12 protein-coding genes and 1 pseudogene are annotated in these 18,604 nt (G+C 40.8%); 3 read left to right on the top strand and 10 right to left on the bottom strand.

Annotated features, from left to right (window positions below):
* Positions 1-88 precede the first annotated feature (88 nt).
* The 5 genes and pseudogenes from L2748_RS13620 to L2748_RS13600 all read right to left on the bottom strand — a co-directional run.
* Positions 89-610, bottom strand: a pseudogene (locus L2748_RS13620) (sodium:solute symporter family transporter); the annotation flags it as partial.
* 29 nt (positions 611-639) lie between these two features.
* A complete protein-coding gene (locus tag L2748_RS13615; RefSeq protein WP_220783619.1) occupies positions 640-906 on the bottom strand; it encodes a DUF4212 domain-containing protein in 267 nt (88 codons plus the stop codon).
* Between the two features lie 484 nt (positions 907-1,390).
* Positions 1,391-2,263 carry an AraC family transcriptional regulator gene (locus tag L2748_RS13610; protein ID WP_220783542.1) on the bottom strand — a complete coding sequence of 291 codons (873 nt, stop codon included), beginning with the start codon at positions 2,261-2,263 and terminating at the stop codon, positions 1,391-1,393.
* A 199-nt stretch (positions 2,264-2,462) separates the two neighbouring features.
* Positions 2,463-3,959: a tryptophan halogenase family protein gene (locus tag L2748_RS13605; RefSeq protein WP_220783543.1), complete on the bottom strand. Its 1,497-nt coding sequence runs from the start codon at positions 3,957-3,959 to the stop codon at positions 2,463-2,465.
* A gap of 112 nt (positions 3,960-4,071) precedes the next feature.
* Positions 4,072-6,714, bottom strand: a complete 2,643-nt coding sequence (locus L2748_RS13600) for a TonB-dependent receptor (protein WP_220781783.1) — start codon at positions 6,712-6,714, stop codon at positions 4,072-4,074.
* A 975-nt stretch (positions 6,715-7,689) separates the two neighbouring features.
* On the opposite strand from L2748_RS13600, the gene L2748_RS13595 reads away from it, so the two are divergent.
* From L2748_RS13595 to L2748_RS13585, 3 genes are all read left to right on the top strand, one after another.
* Complete coding sequence (locus L2748_RS13595) at positions 7,690-8,961, top strand: MFS transporter (protein ID WP_220781782.1); 1,272 nt, start codon at positions 7,690-7,692, stop codon at positions 8,959-8,961.
* Positions 8,962-9,046: 85 nt separating this feature from the next.
* Complete coding sequence (locus tag L2748_RS13590; protein ID WP_220781781.1) at positions 9,047-9,898, top strand: ROK family protein; 852 nt, start codon at positions 9,047-9,049, stop codon at positions 9,896-9,898.
* A 4-nt stretch (positions 9,899-9,902) separates the two neighbouring features.
* A complete protein-coding gene (locus L2748_RS13585; RefSeq protein ID WP_220781780.1) occupies positions 9,903-12,506 on the top strand; it encodes a family 20 glycosylhydrolase in 2,604 nt (867 codons plus the stop codon).
* 54 nt (positions 12,507-12,560) lie between these two features.
* On the opposite strand, the gene L2748_RS13580 is transcribed toward L2748_RS13585, so the two are convergent.
* The 5 genes from L2748_RS13580 to ligA all read right to left on the bottom strand — a co-directional run bounded on the left by L2748_RS13580 (position 12,561) and on the right by ligA (position 18,536).
* Positions 12,561-13,139 (bottom strand): thiol:disulfide interchange protein DsbA/DsbL, encoded by a 579-nt coding sequence (locus L2748_RS13580; protein WP_373317223.1) that lies wholly within the window; start codon positions 13,137-13,139, stop codon positions 12,561-12,563.
* A 137-nt stretch (positions 13,140-13,276) separates the two neighbouring features.
* Entirely contained in the window at positions 13,277-14,113 is an 837-nt protein-coding gene (locus L2748_RS13575; protein ID WP_220781778.1) for an SDR family oxidoreductase, read from the bottom strand.
* Between the two features lie 86 nt (positions 14,114-14,199).
* A complete protein-coding gene (locus tag L2748_RS13570) occupies positions 14,200-15,396 on the bottom strand; it encodes a cyclic di-GMP phosphodiesterase (protein ID WP_220781777.1) in 1,197 nt (398 codons plus the stop codon).
* 493 nt (positions 15,397-15,889) lie between these two features.
* Positions 15,890-16,357 (bottom strand): DUF2919 domain-containing protein, encoded by a 468-nt coding sequence (locus tag L2748_RS13565; RefSeq protein ID WP_220781776.1) that lies wholly within the window; start codon positions 16,355-16,357, stop codon positions 15,890-15,892.
* 172 nt (positions 16,358-16,529) lie between these two features.
* Positions 16,530-18,536, bottom strand: coding sequence for an NAD-dependent DNA ligase LigA (gene ligA, locus L2748_RS13560; RefSeq protein WP_220781775.1), 2,007 nt, complete (start codon positions 18,534-18,536; stop codon positions 16,530-16,532).
* Positions 18,537-18,604: the final 68 nt, after the last annotated feature.

Genomic DNA, 18,604 nt, shown 5'->3' with positions numbered 1-18,604 from the left:
TAGTTATAATGGCGGCTTGACCCCAAATGAATCTGAACGAAGATTTTGGAATACGTACAAGTCCGTGTCCAGTTTTACTTGACCACTACATACCTTTCATACCGCCTAAAACAGCGTAAAAGAAAACCACACCCATGCCAATGTATACTCCGGTCTCGACTTCAACTTCAAGGAACCTTGAAAAGACCACGCCTACACCACGCATCTGACCTGCAATATAGGTAAAACAGATAAAGATGGCACAGAAAACGGCTACCGTACGCGCAGCTTGCGAGTAGTAACGATCACCAATAAAGTCTGGCACAGTAAACTTACCAAACTTACGTAAGTAAGGCGCCATACAAAGTGCCAGTAACACGTAGCCACCAGTCCAACCCATAAGGTAAACCGAACCATCATAACCAACGAAAGAAACAATACCGGCAAGTGAAATAAATGACGCTGCAGACATCCAGTCGGCTGCAGTTGCCATACCGTTCATTACTGGGTGGACACCACCACCAGCAACATAAAATTCTTTAGTCGAACCGGCTCTAGACCAGATCGCAATACCAATATAAAGGGCAAAAGTTAACCCAACAATCAGGTAAGTAAGTGTTTGTACATCCATCTCATGATTCCTTATCTATTCGGGTTAACTTAGTCTTCATGTACGCCATATTTTTTGTCTAACGCATTCGCCTTGGCGACATAGACAAAAATCAGTGAGACAAATACATAGATTGAACCCTGCTGAGCCATCCAAAATCCGAGTTTGAATCCCATGAAATGGATTTCGTTAAGTACATCTACTAATAAAATACTGCAGCCAAAAGACACCGCTGCCCATACCGCTAATAATTTAAGAACCAAGCGTAAATTCTCACGCCAATATCCCGCTGCTTGTTCATTGCTTTCAAAACTCATAGTGACTCCCATGTGCTGATTTTTATATTAAGTCATGACTTAATCTAACAAGCACACAGACAACAACAATCGCGACCTTAGTCTAACGCCAACGTAACCCCTTCGGCAGAAAAAGTGATTTCCAAATTAAAACAATAGCTTGCAGGTTTACGCTGACGTAAAGCAAGCAATAATTCAAACAGAACCTTAGACCAAGGTAGTAATCAAAATACAGGTTTATCACGCAAGGTTTGCTATTAAAAATGAATTATAGATGTTATATGCCTTTAGAATAACTTAGGTAATAAGCCTCTCTTCCACGCCTAACCTTATTGTTATTTCGCTTCATGAAGTTAATTCTAATCTAGATAAAACATACTCGCATGAAGAATGAAGAAGCAGCTGACCACTTTAGTATTAAATTATCAAAGCGATTAAAGCTGCTAAATGAAATTATAACATACAGAATAAAGTCTACTTAATACTAAAATTCACTAAATACTGATTAAGAAAGCACGTGCTTTACCTTAATGCTTTTTCTGAATGCACTTGGAGTATTGCCTTTAATTGAAAGGAATTGTCGATTAAAGTTAGAGGTATTATTGAAGCCACACTTATCGCTTATCACTGAAATAGGGTGATTGGAATTAATTAATAACTTGCAGGCCTTACCAATTCTAAGCTGATTAATAAAAGTCGTTAATGTTCGCTCAGTGCGTTTTTTGAAAAAACGGTGAAAATGATTAGTACTCATATGTGCTATTTCAGCTAATTCATTAGCATAGATAGCACGATCAAAGTTGTTATAAATAAATTCAATGACTCTATCTAGCTTATCAATGCCTATGTCAGTTCGATTACCAAAGGTAAAAAAGCTGCTTGATAAAGTTGTGACTCTCACATCAAGGCTCATTAGGTTAAATAAGTGCATAAGTTTAACAAATCGCGTAAAAGGATCGGCGGTTTCCATACTTGAAAATAACGCTATTGCCTTTTCTGTGCATTCTTTACCAAAAAGTAAGCCCCTGGAAGACAGAGCAAGCATTGATTGTAATGATGAGAACTCTGGATGCTCGGTTACCAAGCTATCGAGCCATAACTTGGGTATTTGCGCCACGTAAACCCTTTGAATAGAACCGTCTTCATTTTCTTCAGTATGCCATGTATGTGGCATATTGGGTCCAACTAATACTAAATCTGCACCAAAGTATTCCTCTATGTTGTCACCAACATATCGCAACCCTTTAGAGTTCAATGTTAAACAAATTTCATATTCAGGATGATAGTGCCAATTGAAATCAATATTGGGTAATTCATACTTCACAAATCGCCAAGAGCTATTCCCAGATGGGATCACTTTTTCACACATAGGTTTCATTTTAATAAGTCCATTTAATCAAAATCAATGCAGCATATTCCCTTATTAAGTCGTGTCCACTGCAGTTAACGCATCATTATTGGTTTTATTGAATAGAAAAGAATTCTATAGTTGCACTTACTTAATAACATTAGACTTAAGTTGTATTTTGCTGTTACTTGAAAACGGCTGACTGTTTTCACGTTACAGAATCAAATGTTCAGCCCCTCCCATTCGCCAACTTGCACGGCTTAAAATATGTTTTAGCTGCTTGTTCAACATAACGTTTAGCTTGATCAATCATGCTAAATGGGAGTTGCTCATGCGGTATTTTCAATTGGCAATCGCGATAATCCATTCCAGCAAATAGTGCATACCAAGAAGGGCTAAAATAGGCGAGTTCTGCATCATATCTAAACAAAATCTCATCAAAATCTTCCCCTTTCCGCCAGCAAGCGAGTATAGCTGCAAGCCTAGCCTCTACTTGCTTCTCCGATGTTACCTGCTGCCAATATGCACTATCTGCCCTTTGACTTGTTAGATAATGGGCATGTATATACTCTTTTACGCCGAGAACTAACCGAGTTTGCTGTTGATTGTATACATGATTAGCTCGATCACAGTTCTCATTTCCTTTTACCAACACCTTAATAAAGGCTTCAATTCCCCACTGAGTAATCATTAAGGCAGTGGCTTCTAGGGGCTCAACAAAACTATGAGCAAGACCTACAGCAACTACATTTTTCGACCAAGGTTTACGCCGCATACCGACCTTCATATTAATGTGCTTAAACTCGACCTGACTGGGCTCTACACCCAACTTAGCAGCGAGTTCATTTTCTGCTTCTGACTTTGATAAATGCTCTGAGCTATAAACATAACCATTGCCAGTTCTAGACGTTAATGGGATCTGCCACATCCAGCCAGCAGATAAGGCCGTGGATTGAGTGTAGCTATTTAAGGGTTTATTTGGATCCCTTACCGTACTAACGGCAACCGCGGCATCGTTTTTTAATTCGTTCGCAAAAGACTCGAATGGTATTTCTAATTGCTCCCCAATTAATAACGCTTTAAAACCACTCGCATCGACAAAAAAATCAGCTTCAATCTGATGACCTTTCCCCAGCTGTAAAGCATCAATACCAACTGATGAAGTACTCACATGAGTGACATTATCAATCACATGAGCAACGCCTTTATTGAGGGCATAATTCTTCAAAACAATCGATAATTTAGCCGCATCAAAGTGATAACCATATTCAGGTTCTACAGGTAAACAACTGCTGGAAGCTGGTGATAAATGGTGTTTCGCAAGATAAGTCGATAAAAAGAAATCATCACCAGTAATGTTAGGTCCTACGCCCCTGCGTCTTGCATTAGCGCAATGAAAAAAAACTTCAGCTGGTTTAACATCTAAAGAGGTATAAAAGGGATGAAAGTATCTACTATCATCCCCATTCCAGTTTTCAAAATAAATACCGGTTTTAAAACTTGCATCACACTGAAGCATCCACTCCGACTCAATAAAACCTAGTGATGACATAAAACGCTTTAGGTAAGGTGTAGAGCCTTCGCCAACGCCAATAGTGCCAATCTCATTAGATTCAATAAGTGTGATATGAAGACCAATCTTTTTGCTGACATTTGCTAGCGCTGCTGCAGCCATCCATCCAGAGGTCCCTCCCCCTACAATCACCACTTTTCTTTCAACTTCCATTTAATAGAACTCCTGAATACCAAAAATTTTGCTATCACTATGAAAATGACAAAAGGAGAGCTATCACTAGCCCTCCTTTTCACGTCAATTAATTATAAATATGGATAAAAACTTAGAACTGGTAGCTTGCACCTAAATAGTAACGCGAGCCAAACTCAATGGTATTTTGAGTCAAATCATAGGTGCTATCGCGTGAATGAATCACTTCATTGGTTAAGTTAACCCCCTCAAGCGTTAGGTTAAGGTTCTCCATAGCATGCCAAGTAATAGATGCATCCCACTGACTGTAGTCATCGTTCAGTACAGTATTTAACGCACCAACACCTTGCCACTCTGTGCGCCAGTTATAAGCAACACGAGCTGTGATATATTCATTCTCATAGAACACTGAGCCATTGAATGAGTTTTCAGATACCCCAGGAACAAGCTCTTTATTACCATCAGCATCAGTTTGCTCACTATCAACATAAGTGTAATTACTTAAGAAACCTACGCCAGAATCCCAAGTATGCTGAAGCTGAAACTCAAGTCCTGTTACTGAACCGTCACCACTATTTTGCGGGCGAGTAACACGGCATTCATCCCACAAGTCTTCACTTGGACCACAAGTTTCAACATATTCAGTGCTTTCGACCACATTGACAACGTTGTCAATTTCTTTCACAAAAACAGCAGCCGACAATAAAGAAGACGGTGAGAAATACCACTCAACACCGATATCGGCTTGGTTTGATTCATATGGTTGCAAGTTGGGGTTACCGCCACTTGCGCTACCAATATTAGTTGCTATATTCAAACCAGGTTTCAAGTCACTATAGTTATTACGCGCCATAACTTTTGAAGCTGCACCACGTAAAATCAGGTCGTCAGATAAGTTATAGGCAATATTTAAACTCGGTAACCAATTATCATAATCAACTGTTTCATTGAAAACATTACCATTAGCATAACCCGTAGATTTTTGCTCAGTAGTTACATAACGTACACCTAAATTACCACGGTAATTATCCCCAGAAAAATCAACCTGTGCGTATAGTGCTAGCATTTCTTCTTCAACAGAAAAGGTATTACCTTTATTGACCACTTCAACCAGTTCGCCGTTTTGATATTTTTGGCTAATAAAGTCCCACCACTTGTTTTCATCAAGATAAGCGTATGAATTAAGCGTATTGCCAGATGATTGAGAATGAAGACCACTTAATACACCGCCACTCCAATTTGCTAAGTTACCATCAGGTACAAAACCAATAATTTCGCTAGGGTTACGGTTATAGGCTTCACGAGAAAAGTCACTGATGTTGTACTTGATACCTGACGCAATATTATCGATATAATCATTATCTAACTCAAAAACCATATCAAATTGGGCATAGGCAATATCATGATCTTGAATAGAGCTTTCATAATTTGCTTCTTGTGCATGTTTAAACTGTGAAGCATCGGTCGCATCGAGAGAAGTTAACTGAACTTGATAAGGGCCGGTTGCATCATAGCTAAAGCCGCCGTCAACACTTCCTTGACCATTTGGAAACGCTGGATCGCCAATTTTATCGCCCTCGTCTGTTGCCGGGATCCACCAAGAAGATGAACCACCTTGGGTGCCACCTTCTGAGGTAGATTGCCCCACGACACCACTTAGAGTAAAACCATCCCCTGTATATTTACCGGTTAGGTTCAACACGTCAGCTTCCATATTTACGGCGTGGCGTACAACAGGATTATAAATAATTGATGCGTAAGCAGGTTGGATTGTCGCAGACTCTGTACCGCCCAATGAGTTATTGACAACATTAGTCGCTTCAGAACCACGGGCGCTTACTGTTAAGAAGTTATGGTTAACATGCGGGTTATCAAACTCAAAATTAAAGTAGTCTAAGGTTAACTCGAAGTCTTCTGTTGCCATAAACTGCAAGGTCAACTGCGCACTCGTACGCTCTCGCTCAGCTCTAAATGCTTGAGAACCAATACCCCATGCACCAACAGCAGCGTCTTCTCCAGTCTGTTCATTCGCCGCGAAATAAGGGTAATAGCCACTTAAAGATTCTAGTACTTGACGTCCAGAAGTCAGTTTTTCGAACGAATAGGCCGCCAGTATACCAAAGCGTTCATCTTCATCTTTCCAACTCCCAAGAAATGCCGCCCCAGGATCATTTTCTTCATACAAAGAACTGCGAGCGACTTCTGCAGAAATCATATAAGTATTGGCATCAAGATCAAGTGGCTTACGCGTTTGTAGATTAACCGTTCCACCTAAGGCACCTTCTTCAATTCGTGCCTCTGGTGACTTATAAACTTCAACGCCGGAGATTTGCTCTGCTCCCACGAGTTCCATATTAAATGTTCGGGTTGCAGGCCCTAGATCATACCAAGAAGTATTAGCTACAGACTGACCGTTAAGTAAAATTCTTGATTGCTCCGGTGCAGTGCCACGAATCGTCACACCGCTCACTTCACCGTATTGACGGTCAACAGTTACACCAGAAATGCGCTGTAGCGCATCACCCACATTCTTATCGGGAAACTTACCAATATCTTCTGCTGTAATCGCATCGACAACCGAATTTGCAAAACGCTTGGTATTTAGCGACTTTTGAAGTGAGCTACGCATTCCCTTTACTTCAATCACTTCAATATTTTCTTCTGCTTGCGGTCCTTCAGCCGCTAACACAGGGCTAGAAGCCCCCATCAACACACCTGTAACACAAAGTGCTAAACTAGAGCGCTTAAACATTTTTAAATTATTATTAGCTTTCATGGTTAGTCCTATTTCCCTACACGTAGAATGTTAAAAAACTATTACTAACTTATACTGCTAACCTAGACCATTTACGTACATTTCAACCAATTCCTTATACATATCTATCTTAAATAGCCCTAAACGCCTTTTTCAGCCCTGCAATGTAACGGAACTGTTAACCCACCTCATTCTGTAATCGTAGAAATTTATATAGATAGGTAACGCTTACTAACGTACTCAGCTCAAGCAGCAACATATATTGGCTCGCAAACGTGAGGTGATAATCAGAAACGTCCGACTTAGCGGAAAGACTAAATAGCGAATAAAAAGGAAAAACTAGAACCCAATACTGCATACGGAGCCCGGATAAGTCAGTTGGTAACAATTATCAAGTAAGTTTTTCGTCCAAAACTATCTAGAAGGTAGTAGGTTCCAGCCTAATATAGAAATACTTAGCAATACAAAGAAAAACCACCAGCTATATAAACAATAATTGTCTTGAGCTGATGTTAGCCATAAAAAATTTGATTAGTAACTAAATATTAGAAATATTGGGTAGTATCAACAGGCTAGACTATTTATTTTTACCTGCTCATGTCGAGGCATAAATTAATATTAATGAAAACATCGATAATATACATACCGTTCAACTAGCAATATTGGAATGCGGACTAGAAAAAATAAAAATATTAAAGGATTACTCACACCTTTAATTTTTAAATTGATACCATTTTATTTGTGATATAGGAACCGTGCCCCCAAACACCATTCAAAACTAAAACAGCCTAACAAACAGTAACACTATTTGATAAACCATAATTACAAGGCACTAATAGCAATAGCAAAAACTAAAAGCCAATTGCGATTGAATAGTATTACAATATAATAATTGAGTACATCCTCCACCAAAAAAGGCAGGCACTATATATAAACAAGTAAAATGTCAGCAGTAATGACTTATAAACACATTAACTGCATCAAAAGGAAAACTGAATGAATAAGAGTAAAATTCTAGTAAGCATTGTCTTACTTACGTTTTTCGTTGTTTCTTTTATAACTAATATTTTAGGGCCTATATTCCCTTCACTTGTCAATGATTTCAACATTAGCTTAGCTTTGGCGGGATTTTTACCTTTTTCATTCTTTGCGGCTTACGGGATTATGTCGATTCCAGCAGGGATCCTAGTAGACAAATACAGCGAAAAAATAGTTCTTTACATTGCGTTTATAATGGCTGCATTAGGCTCACTATTATTTGGCTTATTACCAAGCTTTTCTATGGCGATGTTATCGTTATTTCTAATCGGCTCAGGAATGGCGATGCTACAGGTCGCAATAAACCCATTATTAAGAGTTGTAGGAGGTGAGGAGAACTTTGCTTTTTACTCTGTATCTGGACAACTTCTTTTTGGAGCAGCCGGAACGCTTAGTCCGCTTGTATATAGTTATTTTGTTACAGGCATCAACCTGCAATCTACCCAAGATCCAATAATAAGCTTACTTGCCAATGTCGTACCAAGCGACATGACTTGGTTATCTATGTATTGGCTTTTTGCTGTAATTTCAACTGTGATGCTTCTCATCATCTCTAGAGTTGACTTCCCAAAAGTGGATCGTAAAAGCAGTGAATCCGTTGGTACGTATACAGTTTATAAACAGCTATTTAAAAATAAAACCGTGATTTTATTCTTTATTGCCATTGCCGCCTACGTTGGAGCAGAGCAAGGGGTAGCCAATGCTATGTCACTATTCTTACAGCAATATCATGGGGTTGATCCTGTGACCGAAGGCGCAGCAATCGTGAGTCGATTCTGGTTGATGCTTACTCTCGGCTGCATACTAGGGCTGGGGCTTGTTAAGTTACTCGATAGTAGAGTCGTACTCATTGGCTTTTCGCTTTGCGCTATTATCTCATTGAGCGCTGCAATTTTAGGTTCAAAATCTATTAGCGTTATAGCCTTCCCACTCGTTGGTTTTTTCCTTTCTGTTATGTGGTCGGTTATTTTTTCTTTGGCACTAAACTCTGTCAAGCAGCATCATGGCTCAATGGCCGGGATATTGTGTACCGGCATTATTGGTGGCGGTATAGCCTCACCTCTTGTTGGCTTTATCGCGGATATGAGTGGTGACCTTAGACTTGGATTCCTTGTTGTTTACGCGATGCTATTTTACATCTTAAGCATTGGCTTTTGGGCTAATCCTTTAATCAAAAACAAAACAGTACAGCTATTTAAATCTAAGGAAGAAACAACGAGCAGTATCTAAGAAAAAACAACGCAGTGTTAGGTTTATTTCACTAAGTATCCATCTTATTCACTCTGTACCAAACAGAGTTATGACTAGGTTTAATATGAGTTTTCCTTCAATTGTCACTCTCGATATTGGTGGCACTAAAATCAATGCAGGCCGTTATGTTAACGGTTTAATCGAAGAATCACGTTCATTTGAGTTTCGCGCTAGCGCAAGTTCAAAAGACATCGAGGATTTTATTATTCACTGCATTGATACTTTTTTTATACAAAGCACTGTAGGTATTGCTATTGGAGTGCCTTGTATAGTTGATACTCAGCTAGGGGTGGTATACGACGCAGTGAATATTCCAGCATGGAAAGAGTTTGACTTAAAGGGTCGACTTGAAAGCCATTATCAAGTCGATGTTTATGTCAATAATGATGTTAATTGCTTCACGGTAGGTGAGCATGCCTTCGGTGCAGGTAAAGGCTATCACGATATGGTTGGCTTGTGCTTAGGTACAGGTGTTGGCTCAGGCTTTATAATCCAAAACCAACTTTATCAAGGCCATAATTGCAGTGCTGGCGAAATTGGCGAAGTAAAGTACCTAAACTCCTCTATCGATAACTATTGCTCTGGTCAATTCTTTGAATGGCAATATGGAACCTGCGGTGCAGTGCTTGCAGATCAAGCAAGAGAAGGCGCTAGTGATGCTATAGACGCTTTCAAACAATTTGGGCAGCACTTAGCACAAGCGATATCTCACCTATTACTGGTTATCGACCCTCAAGTTATTGTGATAGGTGGTTCGGTATCTAAATCCTTTGAACTATACATCGAAGATGTCTGGAAGGAATTAGCTAAGTTCCCCTACCAAAATGTTATCAATAACTTAAAGATAGTCCCCTCGACTCAAAGTGACAGCGCTCTATTAGGCGCCGCGCGTTTACACTTAGCATCAGTTAGGTAATATAATGAAAAATAAAACAATATATCTTAGTTTGCTCACTACGTTTTCTGTTTCAAGCTATGCTGAACACACTCAAGCTGAACTGCTGCAGTCAATTGCCACTCAGCTACAAATTCAACATGAGTTTGTCGACTCTAATCCAAAGCAATGTCCAAATGAGCTTGAAGATTGTTACTTGTCAAAAATTCATCTCCAATATCCAGAAGATCTCAAACCGAAAACCAATGACTGGAACATCTATTTTAGTCAATTGACTCCAGTGCAAGTTACTCATTCAAGTGAATTTAGTATTACACACCTTAATGGCGATCTTCATCGCATTAGCCCGACCTCAAACTTTCATGGTTTTAAAGCTGGAGAACCAATAACCATTGAATTTTACAGTTATGGCAGCCAAATAACTCGCTCAGAATTTATGCCTAACTACTTTGTTCATACTGATGGGCTGGACGCCATCGTTATTGATAGCACAAGAACAGCGCTAGATCTTGAAACAGGTCTAGAAACTCAAGCTTATTTAATGCCATTTACTAATGAGCAAACCCAATTCAAACTTTCTGAAACCGACAACACTCAGTGGGCCAGTGCCGAGCAGATTTACGCTAGTACAGAGTCTATCGCAGAGAATATCGATATCAGCACCAGTTTGATCCCACAACCTTCTTCTTTCAAGCTTATTTCAAAGCAAGTGATTGATCTATCCCAAGGGATTAACCTGACATTATCAGGATTGAATAAGGGAGCTATTGCAGCGGCAATCAATAGATTAGAGCAATTTGGTTTTTATCAAAACGACAACGGTATCGCTGTGAATATTACCGTTGATGACACGCTTGATATGGATGATGAGGATTACTTGTTTAGCAGCCAAGCCTCGCAAATTTCAATTCAAGCAAAAACAGACACCGGCGCATTTTATGCCCTAACCTCACTGGCAGGTTTAGTGCAGTTAGGCACTAAAAGCGTAGCGAGTGTCGAGATCTCTGACTCTCCTAGATATAGCTTCAGAGGTTTACATATTGATGTCGCTAGAAATTTTCTATCGAAGGCATTCTTATTAAAAACCATCGACCAGATGGCAGCATACAAGCTCAACAAGCTTCACTTACATCTAGCTGACGACGAAGGTTGGCGAATTGAAATCCCCGGCTTACCCGAGCTCAGTAATGTCGGTGGTAAGCGCTGTTTTAACGCTCCAGACAAGTGCCTAATGCCCCAATTAGGCAGTGACATAACGGGAAGTAGCCAAAGTGATGGCTATTATAGCGTCGCAGATTATCAAGACATTCTTGCTTATGCCAAAGCTCGCCATATTCAGGTCATTCCTTCATTAGACATGCCAGGTCACAGTCGTGCTGCAATCCATTCTATGGAAGCTAGATACCAAAAGTATTTAGCCAAAGGCGATCCAGAAACCGCTTTAAAGTATCGGTTAGTTGAACCGGAAGACAAGACTGTATATAGCTCGATTCAACATTATAACGATAATACCTTAAACGTTTGTATGGACTCGACCTATAACTTTATCGATAAAGTCATAGGTGAAGTACAATCTATGCATTCCAAGGCGGGGATGCCTTTAACGACTTACCATATCGGTGCCGATGAAACAGCGGGCGCGTGGATAAACTCTCCCGCTTGCGATATTCTGCGAGAAAAAGAAGCCAAAAACATCGCAGGCTTGCACACCCTAAACGGCTACTTTATTGAAAGAGTATCAGCGATGTTGGCTAGCAAAAACATTAAAGTCGCAGGCTGGAATGATGGCATGGGCGAAACTCGTCCAGAAAATATGCCTCAAAAAGTGCAAACAAACTCCTGGTCATTGCTGTTTGAAAAAGGACATATAGCCACCCATAAACAAGCAAATCACCGTTGGGACACCATTATTTCAACCCCAGAGGCCACCTACTTCGACTTCCCGTATCAAGCCCACCCAAAAGAGCGCGGCAATCATTGGGCTTCCCGTGAAATAAGCACCAGAAAAGTATTTGAGTTTATGCCAGATAACCTCCCAGCTCATGCTGAGTTTTGGTTTGACAAAAGAAACCTTCCTTACATCTCAGATGATAGCCAAAACCCTCTTGCTGCGGGTATTCGCTATAAAGGTGTTCAAGGCCACCTTTGGAGTGAAATGATAAGAAGTGATTCCCAAGCTGAATATATGCTTTTCCCACGTTTGCTTGCCCTTGCAGAACGAGCATGGCATAAAGCTGATTGGGAGCTAGACTATGATTACTCGGGTAAAACCTACGATAGAAACAGTGATTATTTCGACGCCCAAGCACAACAACAACGAGAGCTGGACTGGCAACGTTTTGCATCTGTACTCGCTGGAAAAGAGCTCGCAAAACTTGCTCTAGCGGATGTGTTTTACCGGATCCCGACTGTTGGAGCCAAAATAGACAACGGCTACTTAAAAGTGAAAACACCCTTTCCTTTCATTGCTATCGAATATCAGCAAAAGACTGATGAGTCAGTTAAAGATAAGAATGCAACAGAAGGTAAGTGGCTCCCCTTTAAGCCAAATACTAAAGTATCTGGCGAGGTCAAGGTTAGAGCGATTAGCGCAGATGGTGTTCGTAAGGGCAGAACCTTAAACTTATAATCATCGCGATAAATCAAATAAAAAGCCCACGTCATGTGGGCTTTGTACTTGAAACTATTCTTCTAGGACATTTAAGTATTTAACTAAGCGGACGAGATCTTCAGGCGTCTTTCCAGGATTTTTAACCAAATACTTGCCGTCAACGACAATCGATGGCACACCTCGAATACCTGCCAGCTGTGCTTGAGTGTCATAATTCATTAAAGCCAACTTTGCATCCGTCGAATTCATTGCAGCTTCAACGTCTTGCTCATTCAAGCCTTGTTTCACAAAAAAGTCTTTCAACTGGTCAGGGCGGGTAAAGGCGCCCTCTTTCTCATGGATCCGCGTAAATATATTGCCATGGACCTGTTTAGTTACGCTAAACTTTTGCGCTAAATAGTAAGCTTCCTGACTCAAAATCCAACTATTACGCCCAGCTCCTACAGGTGTTCTTTCAAATTGAATCTCATCACCAAGTAAATTCGCCACTTTTTTAAAGAAGGCGTCTTGCTTATAACAATGACCACAATTATAAGAGAAAAATTCCCTAACAACGGGCTTTGTCGCCTCAGGGATCCCCGTTATCTTAACGTAGTCCACACCTTCTTGATAAACGGCAGCTATAGCGCTTTGTCCGCTCACTATCGCCATAAAAAATATAATAAAAATACGACTAAAAAACTGCTTCGCTTTCTTCATAACTCCCCCTCATTACGCACGTAGAATACTCCGTTTAGGCATAAGACATTATGCTCAATAATCTAGTATTAGCATAATCGCTTCATTGGCTAACAGGCAGAAAGCATATCCATTGGATCGCTAAATTGATAGGTAAAGTCGAGCTCTGTGATAAGTTTCTCGCTGCTAATAACCTTACCAGAAACTCTGCTCTGACAATTGCCATCATTTAAAAACTGAGGCGCGATCAAACCAATATTGCTTGCTGCTTGAGTGTAAAACGCCTTACGGCTAGGATGAATCGGCGCGCAGACATTATAAATACGACTTGTCGATTCTGTTGATAGTAGAGCTGATATCGCCTTGACGCAGTCATTGAGATGCACAAGATTCACAGCGCTGTTTTCTCCTGACAAATCAGATTTACCGGCAAGAAAACGTCCAGGGTGTCTTTTGGGGCCAACTAATCCAGCAAAACGGACAATGGTGCAGTTTGGCTCATTAACAAACATAGCTTCTGCCTGTAACAGCTTGTTACTTACATCTGAGTGAGCTGCAGCCTCATGTTCAGACAGCTCTTTATCCTGGTCGGGATATACACCTGTCGTACTAACAAAGATAAGTTTTTTATACTTATGACCATTGATCAATTTTTGTAGTTTAGCCAAGCGTTTAAGGTAAGCTTCAGGTGCCTTTCTTAAGGCTGGGGGGATATTGACGACTAAGGCATCCGTCGCTAGTGCAGCTTTAATCTCTGCTTCGCTCTCTTGCAAATGCACATCATCATCGAGATCAAGCTTAAAGCCTCGAATACCGAACGCCTTAAGACCTAATGCATCTTGTGAGTTGCGCTTGCTGCCAAAAACCTCCAAATTTAAATTTTTTAATGCTTTAGCAAGAGGAAAACCAAACCAACCACAACCAACAATACTGATAGTTTTAATCATTATATTTCTCTATGATTTTGTAAGCAGACTAAAAATACCGACTAAAATAATCGTATTTATATAACCAAGCAAAAAGAGTAGCGTTACTATAAAGTGCTGAAATAAAAACTTACTTGAGAGTTTGTATCAAGAGATTTTATTAAAGAGCTCGTCAACTCTTCTTCTTTTAGTACTCTATCAATACTTAAGCCATCCTCCGCTAAAAATTGCAGTTTGGGACTTTTCCCTTCCGTGTTGGCGCTCAACACTATAGGTGCTTTCACATCAGAGCTTGTAACCATAACTTTAGCCGTAACACCGTTAGACAGACGTACTATTGTACCGGGAGGATAAATCCCAAGCACCTTAACTAGCGTTGAAACCAATGCAGCATCATGCTTTTTGATTCGGTACTTAAATAAATAACCTAGAGCAACTTGTGGTGAGCGAAGCTCACCTTTTCTAAGTATGCTTTCAAAGTCATTTGCCAAACTCACAACCTGTGTTTCCAATAAGATCTGTTGTCCCTTCAGAGCATCGGGATACCCACTACCGTCGTGTAATTCATGATGATGTAAAACAATATCTAGAACAGATTCAGGAAATAACTCGGATTTTGCAAGCATATCGTAGCCAAACTTAGGGTGCATTTTTAAAAAATTGGCTTCATGTTGCGATAAGTGACTGACTTTTCGCCGAATAATATCAGGGACTTTTTGTTTTCCAAGGTCGTGAAATATGGCCCCCATCGCAATATCGCGTAATTGTGAGTGTGTCATATTAAGGGATTGCCCAATCATCATCGCTAATACAGCAACTGATATACCATGTTGGTTCACCGATATATCCTCACCTGCATTAACAATCGACAAGAAAGGCTGTTCCGTTTCCTTTAAATGATCCATTAACTCTTCAACGAGTGTTGCAGCACTGCGGTAAGTCCCTTCGGGATCTGCACCTAGCTTTGAAAAACATGCCCTACAATCTGCGGCCCCTTTGATAAACCTCTGCTGTCCAAGCCGAATAGACTTTCTCACAAAAACTTGTGTTTCTTCAGCTATTTGCTCTGGAGTAGGTTGCGGCTTGGGAGATTCATTGACCGTTTCTTTTACGATAAGGTGCTCACCCGAAATCAAATAAACAAAAGACACATTTAAGGTTTTTATCAGCTCAATCTGCGCGAGTTTTTCTATTCCTATCCGATTAAACAAAAATGGGTGCTCTGTCCATGAGAGTGGTAGCTTAATCGTCATTCCTACTTTCAACTTTGACAACGGGATTTTTATCTCGGCAGCCTTTGGCATTCAAGTCACTCCAGTTTAACTTTAAGACAGGCCTTTGCTTCAATTCTTATTGAAGCAAAGTTAAATAAGAATCAGTATGCACTGTTTACAGTATTGGGCTAAGGGACTAATCGTACTTACTTTACAGATGGTGTCAACTTTATGACGGCTGCATAAAGCTTGACTAAAGAGAAAGGCCTATTCAGCTAACCTTAAGCTATACAACAAAAAAATGAATACGGAATATATTATTCCTAAAAATATCGAAAGAAACACACCGGGCTATTGCATACAATATACATAAAGGGCATTATCTAATTGTTTCTTGATATCGGTCGCCCCGAGAAAGATGTTTAAGAAGCAAAACTGTCAATTGTCCTTTTAACTTTTAATCGGCTGTCATAGTTTGATTACTGGTTAGTAATAAAGGTTTTATCGTGAATCTCCGGTTCCAGTATGCAGAGTGACTCTCTACATAATGATTCCGTTTGACGCTGCTTGCAGCGTCTTTTTTTTATTCTTTTTCTTGCCAATCTTTAAAGTACAAAGCTAAGCGCTTCGATTTATAAAGGTATAAACCGCTCCAAAAAAGAAACAATGCATCAAGCCCCATACTCCAACTGTAAACATAGTAGGAATGTAACACTCGCTGAATAAGCAGCCCTCCATCAAGCATCAATAACAAAACTATCAGCCCTTTCATATAAGGAAAAACAGGTCTTACCCAAGCGGGTTTACGCTTTCGCTCAGCAATAATGGCACCATAGACTAAGAGTGCACCAGCCCCCGCCGCCAAAGCCATAAGGAAATCACTTTTATGAGGGTAGAACAATTCGACCAATGCAGCTCTATCGCTTGCTTGTGTGAGTGATGCAATAAAGACACACCAACCTCGAGCGATAAACACCAATAATAGATACAGCATAAGCGGTGGCTTTACGTGGCCTTTATCATCTAGCCAAGTGATATTGCTAAAATTCACAGTTTCCCTACTTATTTAAATTTAGTGTTTAAGGTTCAACCAACAAGACTTGTAACAGATGTGGAGGCGATTAATTCGTTTTCAAGGATTATTTGAAAGGCTAGCCAATAAAGCTTATAAAAAAGCTCCCTACAGAAATGCGAGAGAGCTTATGTAGTGCTAGATGTAAACGTTAACCTAAGATAGCAATTAATGCGTCTTCATCAATCACTTTTACCCCTAGCTCTTGCGCTTTAGCCAATTTAGAACCTGCCGCCGCACCAGCAACCAAGCAATCAGTATTTTTAGATACACTGCCAGCCACTTTAGCCCCCAAAGCTTGCAACTGCGCTTTGGCATCATTACGGTTAAGCTGGGTTAAGGTACCTGTTAACACCCAAGTTTGCCCTTTTAGTGATAAGTCTTCTTCAGCAACTTCTTCAATAGCAGGCCAGTGAACACCTGCCTCAATCAATTTATCAATCACTTCAAGGTTATGTGGCTGAGCAAAGAAGTGTCCTAGGTGAGCCGCCACTATCGTGCCCACGTCGTCCACTTTAATAAAGGTTTCCGCATCTGCTGACTTAAGTGCATCTAAAGTCTTAAAGTACGCAGCAAGGTTTGCTGCAGTAGCCTCGCCCACTTCACGGATCCCTAATGCATAAAGGAAGCGTGAGAATGTCGTTTGCTTAGCAACCTCTATCGCCGCTACCAATTTAGTTGCAGACTTCATGCCCATGCGCTCTAACATCGTTAATGCAGAGGCTGTCAATTTAAACAGGTCTGCAGGGCTGCCAACTAATTCTTTATCAATCAGTTGCTCAACAACTTTATCGCCCATACCATCAATATCTAATGCTTTACGTGAAGCAAAGTGTTTAATTGCCTCTTTACGTTGTGCTTCACAAAATAGACCACCGGTGCAACGCGCAACGGCTTCACCTTCTACACGCTCGACTTCACTTTCACATACAGGACAAAGCGCAGGGAAAATAATATCTTTTGCATCATCAGGGCGCTTTTCGGCGACTACGGCAACGATTTGTGGGATCACATCACCTGCGCGGCGAATAATAATGGTATCACCAATCTTAACGCCTAGACGCGACACTTCGTCGGCATTATGTAACGTTGCATTAGATACTGTTACACCACCTACAAATACAGGCTTTAATCGTGCTACAGGCGTTACGGCACCTGTACGTCCCACTTGAAAATCAACGCCTTCAAGCAGCGTCATCTCTTCTTGTGCTGGAAACTTAAATGCTGTTGCCCAGCGCGGCGCTTTCGCCACAAAGCCAAGCGAAAGCTGATGAGCAATTTGATTAACTTTGATCACCACACCGTCAATCTCAAATGCTAAAGCACTACGACGCTGCTGGATATCAGTATAATAGGCCATCACTTCAGCCACAGAGCTGCATACCTTCACTTCTTGACTTACCGGTACGCCCCATGAGCGCAATTGCTCAAGCTGACCGTAATGACTGTCGGCAAGCGCCCAAGTTTCAGGCTCTACAACCCCGAGTGCATACGCATAAAAACCTAAAGCACGGCTGGCGGTGATCTTGCTGTCTAACTGACGCAAACTTCCCGCCGCTGCATTACGTGGGTTAACAAATAGCTTTTCACCTTTAGCACGAGCACGCTCATTAAGCGCTTCGAACGCTTTATGGGGCATAATCACTTCACCACGCACCTCAACTAATTCAGGTAAATTGTCACCGCGTAGCTTTAAAGGAATCGATTTAATCGTACGAACATTTTCACTGATATCTTCACCGGTTTGACCATCGCCGCGAGTCGCCGCACGCTCAAATACACCATTACGATAAACAATACTCACCGCCAAGCCATCGAGCTTTGGCTCACAGCAATAGCTCAAATCTTTACCAGTGCGATCGACGATACGTTGGTTAAATGCGCTGAATTCAGCTTCGTCAAAAACATTATCTAAGCTAAGCATGGGTTTTAAATGCTGGATCTGTTCAAACTTAGCTAGCGCTTGGCCGCCCACTCTTTGGGTTGGTGAATCAGCTAGACAAAATTGCGGATGCTCGGTCTCTAAGGCTTTAAGCTTATGTAATAAGCGGTCGTACTCGGCATCGGGAATTGACGGGCTGTCATCCACATAATAACGGTAGTTATGCTGATTAAGTTCAGCTGTTAGCTGAGCAATTTCATTTTCAATAGCTTGCATCTTAATGTCCAAATAATAACAAAGGCCGCTGCTGCGGCCTTTAAAAAACATATACGGGTTAAACCTGT

This window comes from Shewanella sairae (assembly GCF_023283535.1).
Taxonomy (GTDB): Bacteria; Pseudomonadota; Gammaproteobacteria; order Enterobacterales; family Shewanellaceae; genus Shewanella; species Shewanella sairae.
This window is presented reverse-complemented; position numbering and strand designations above follow the sequence as displayed.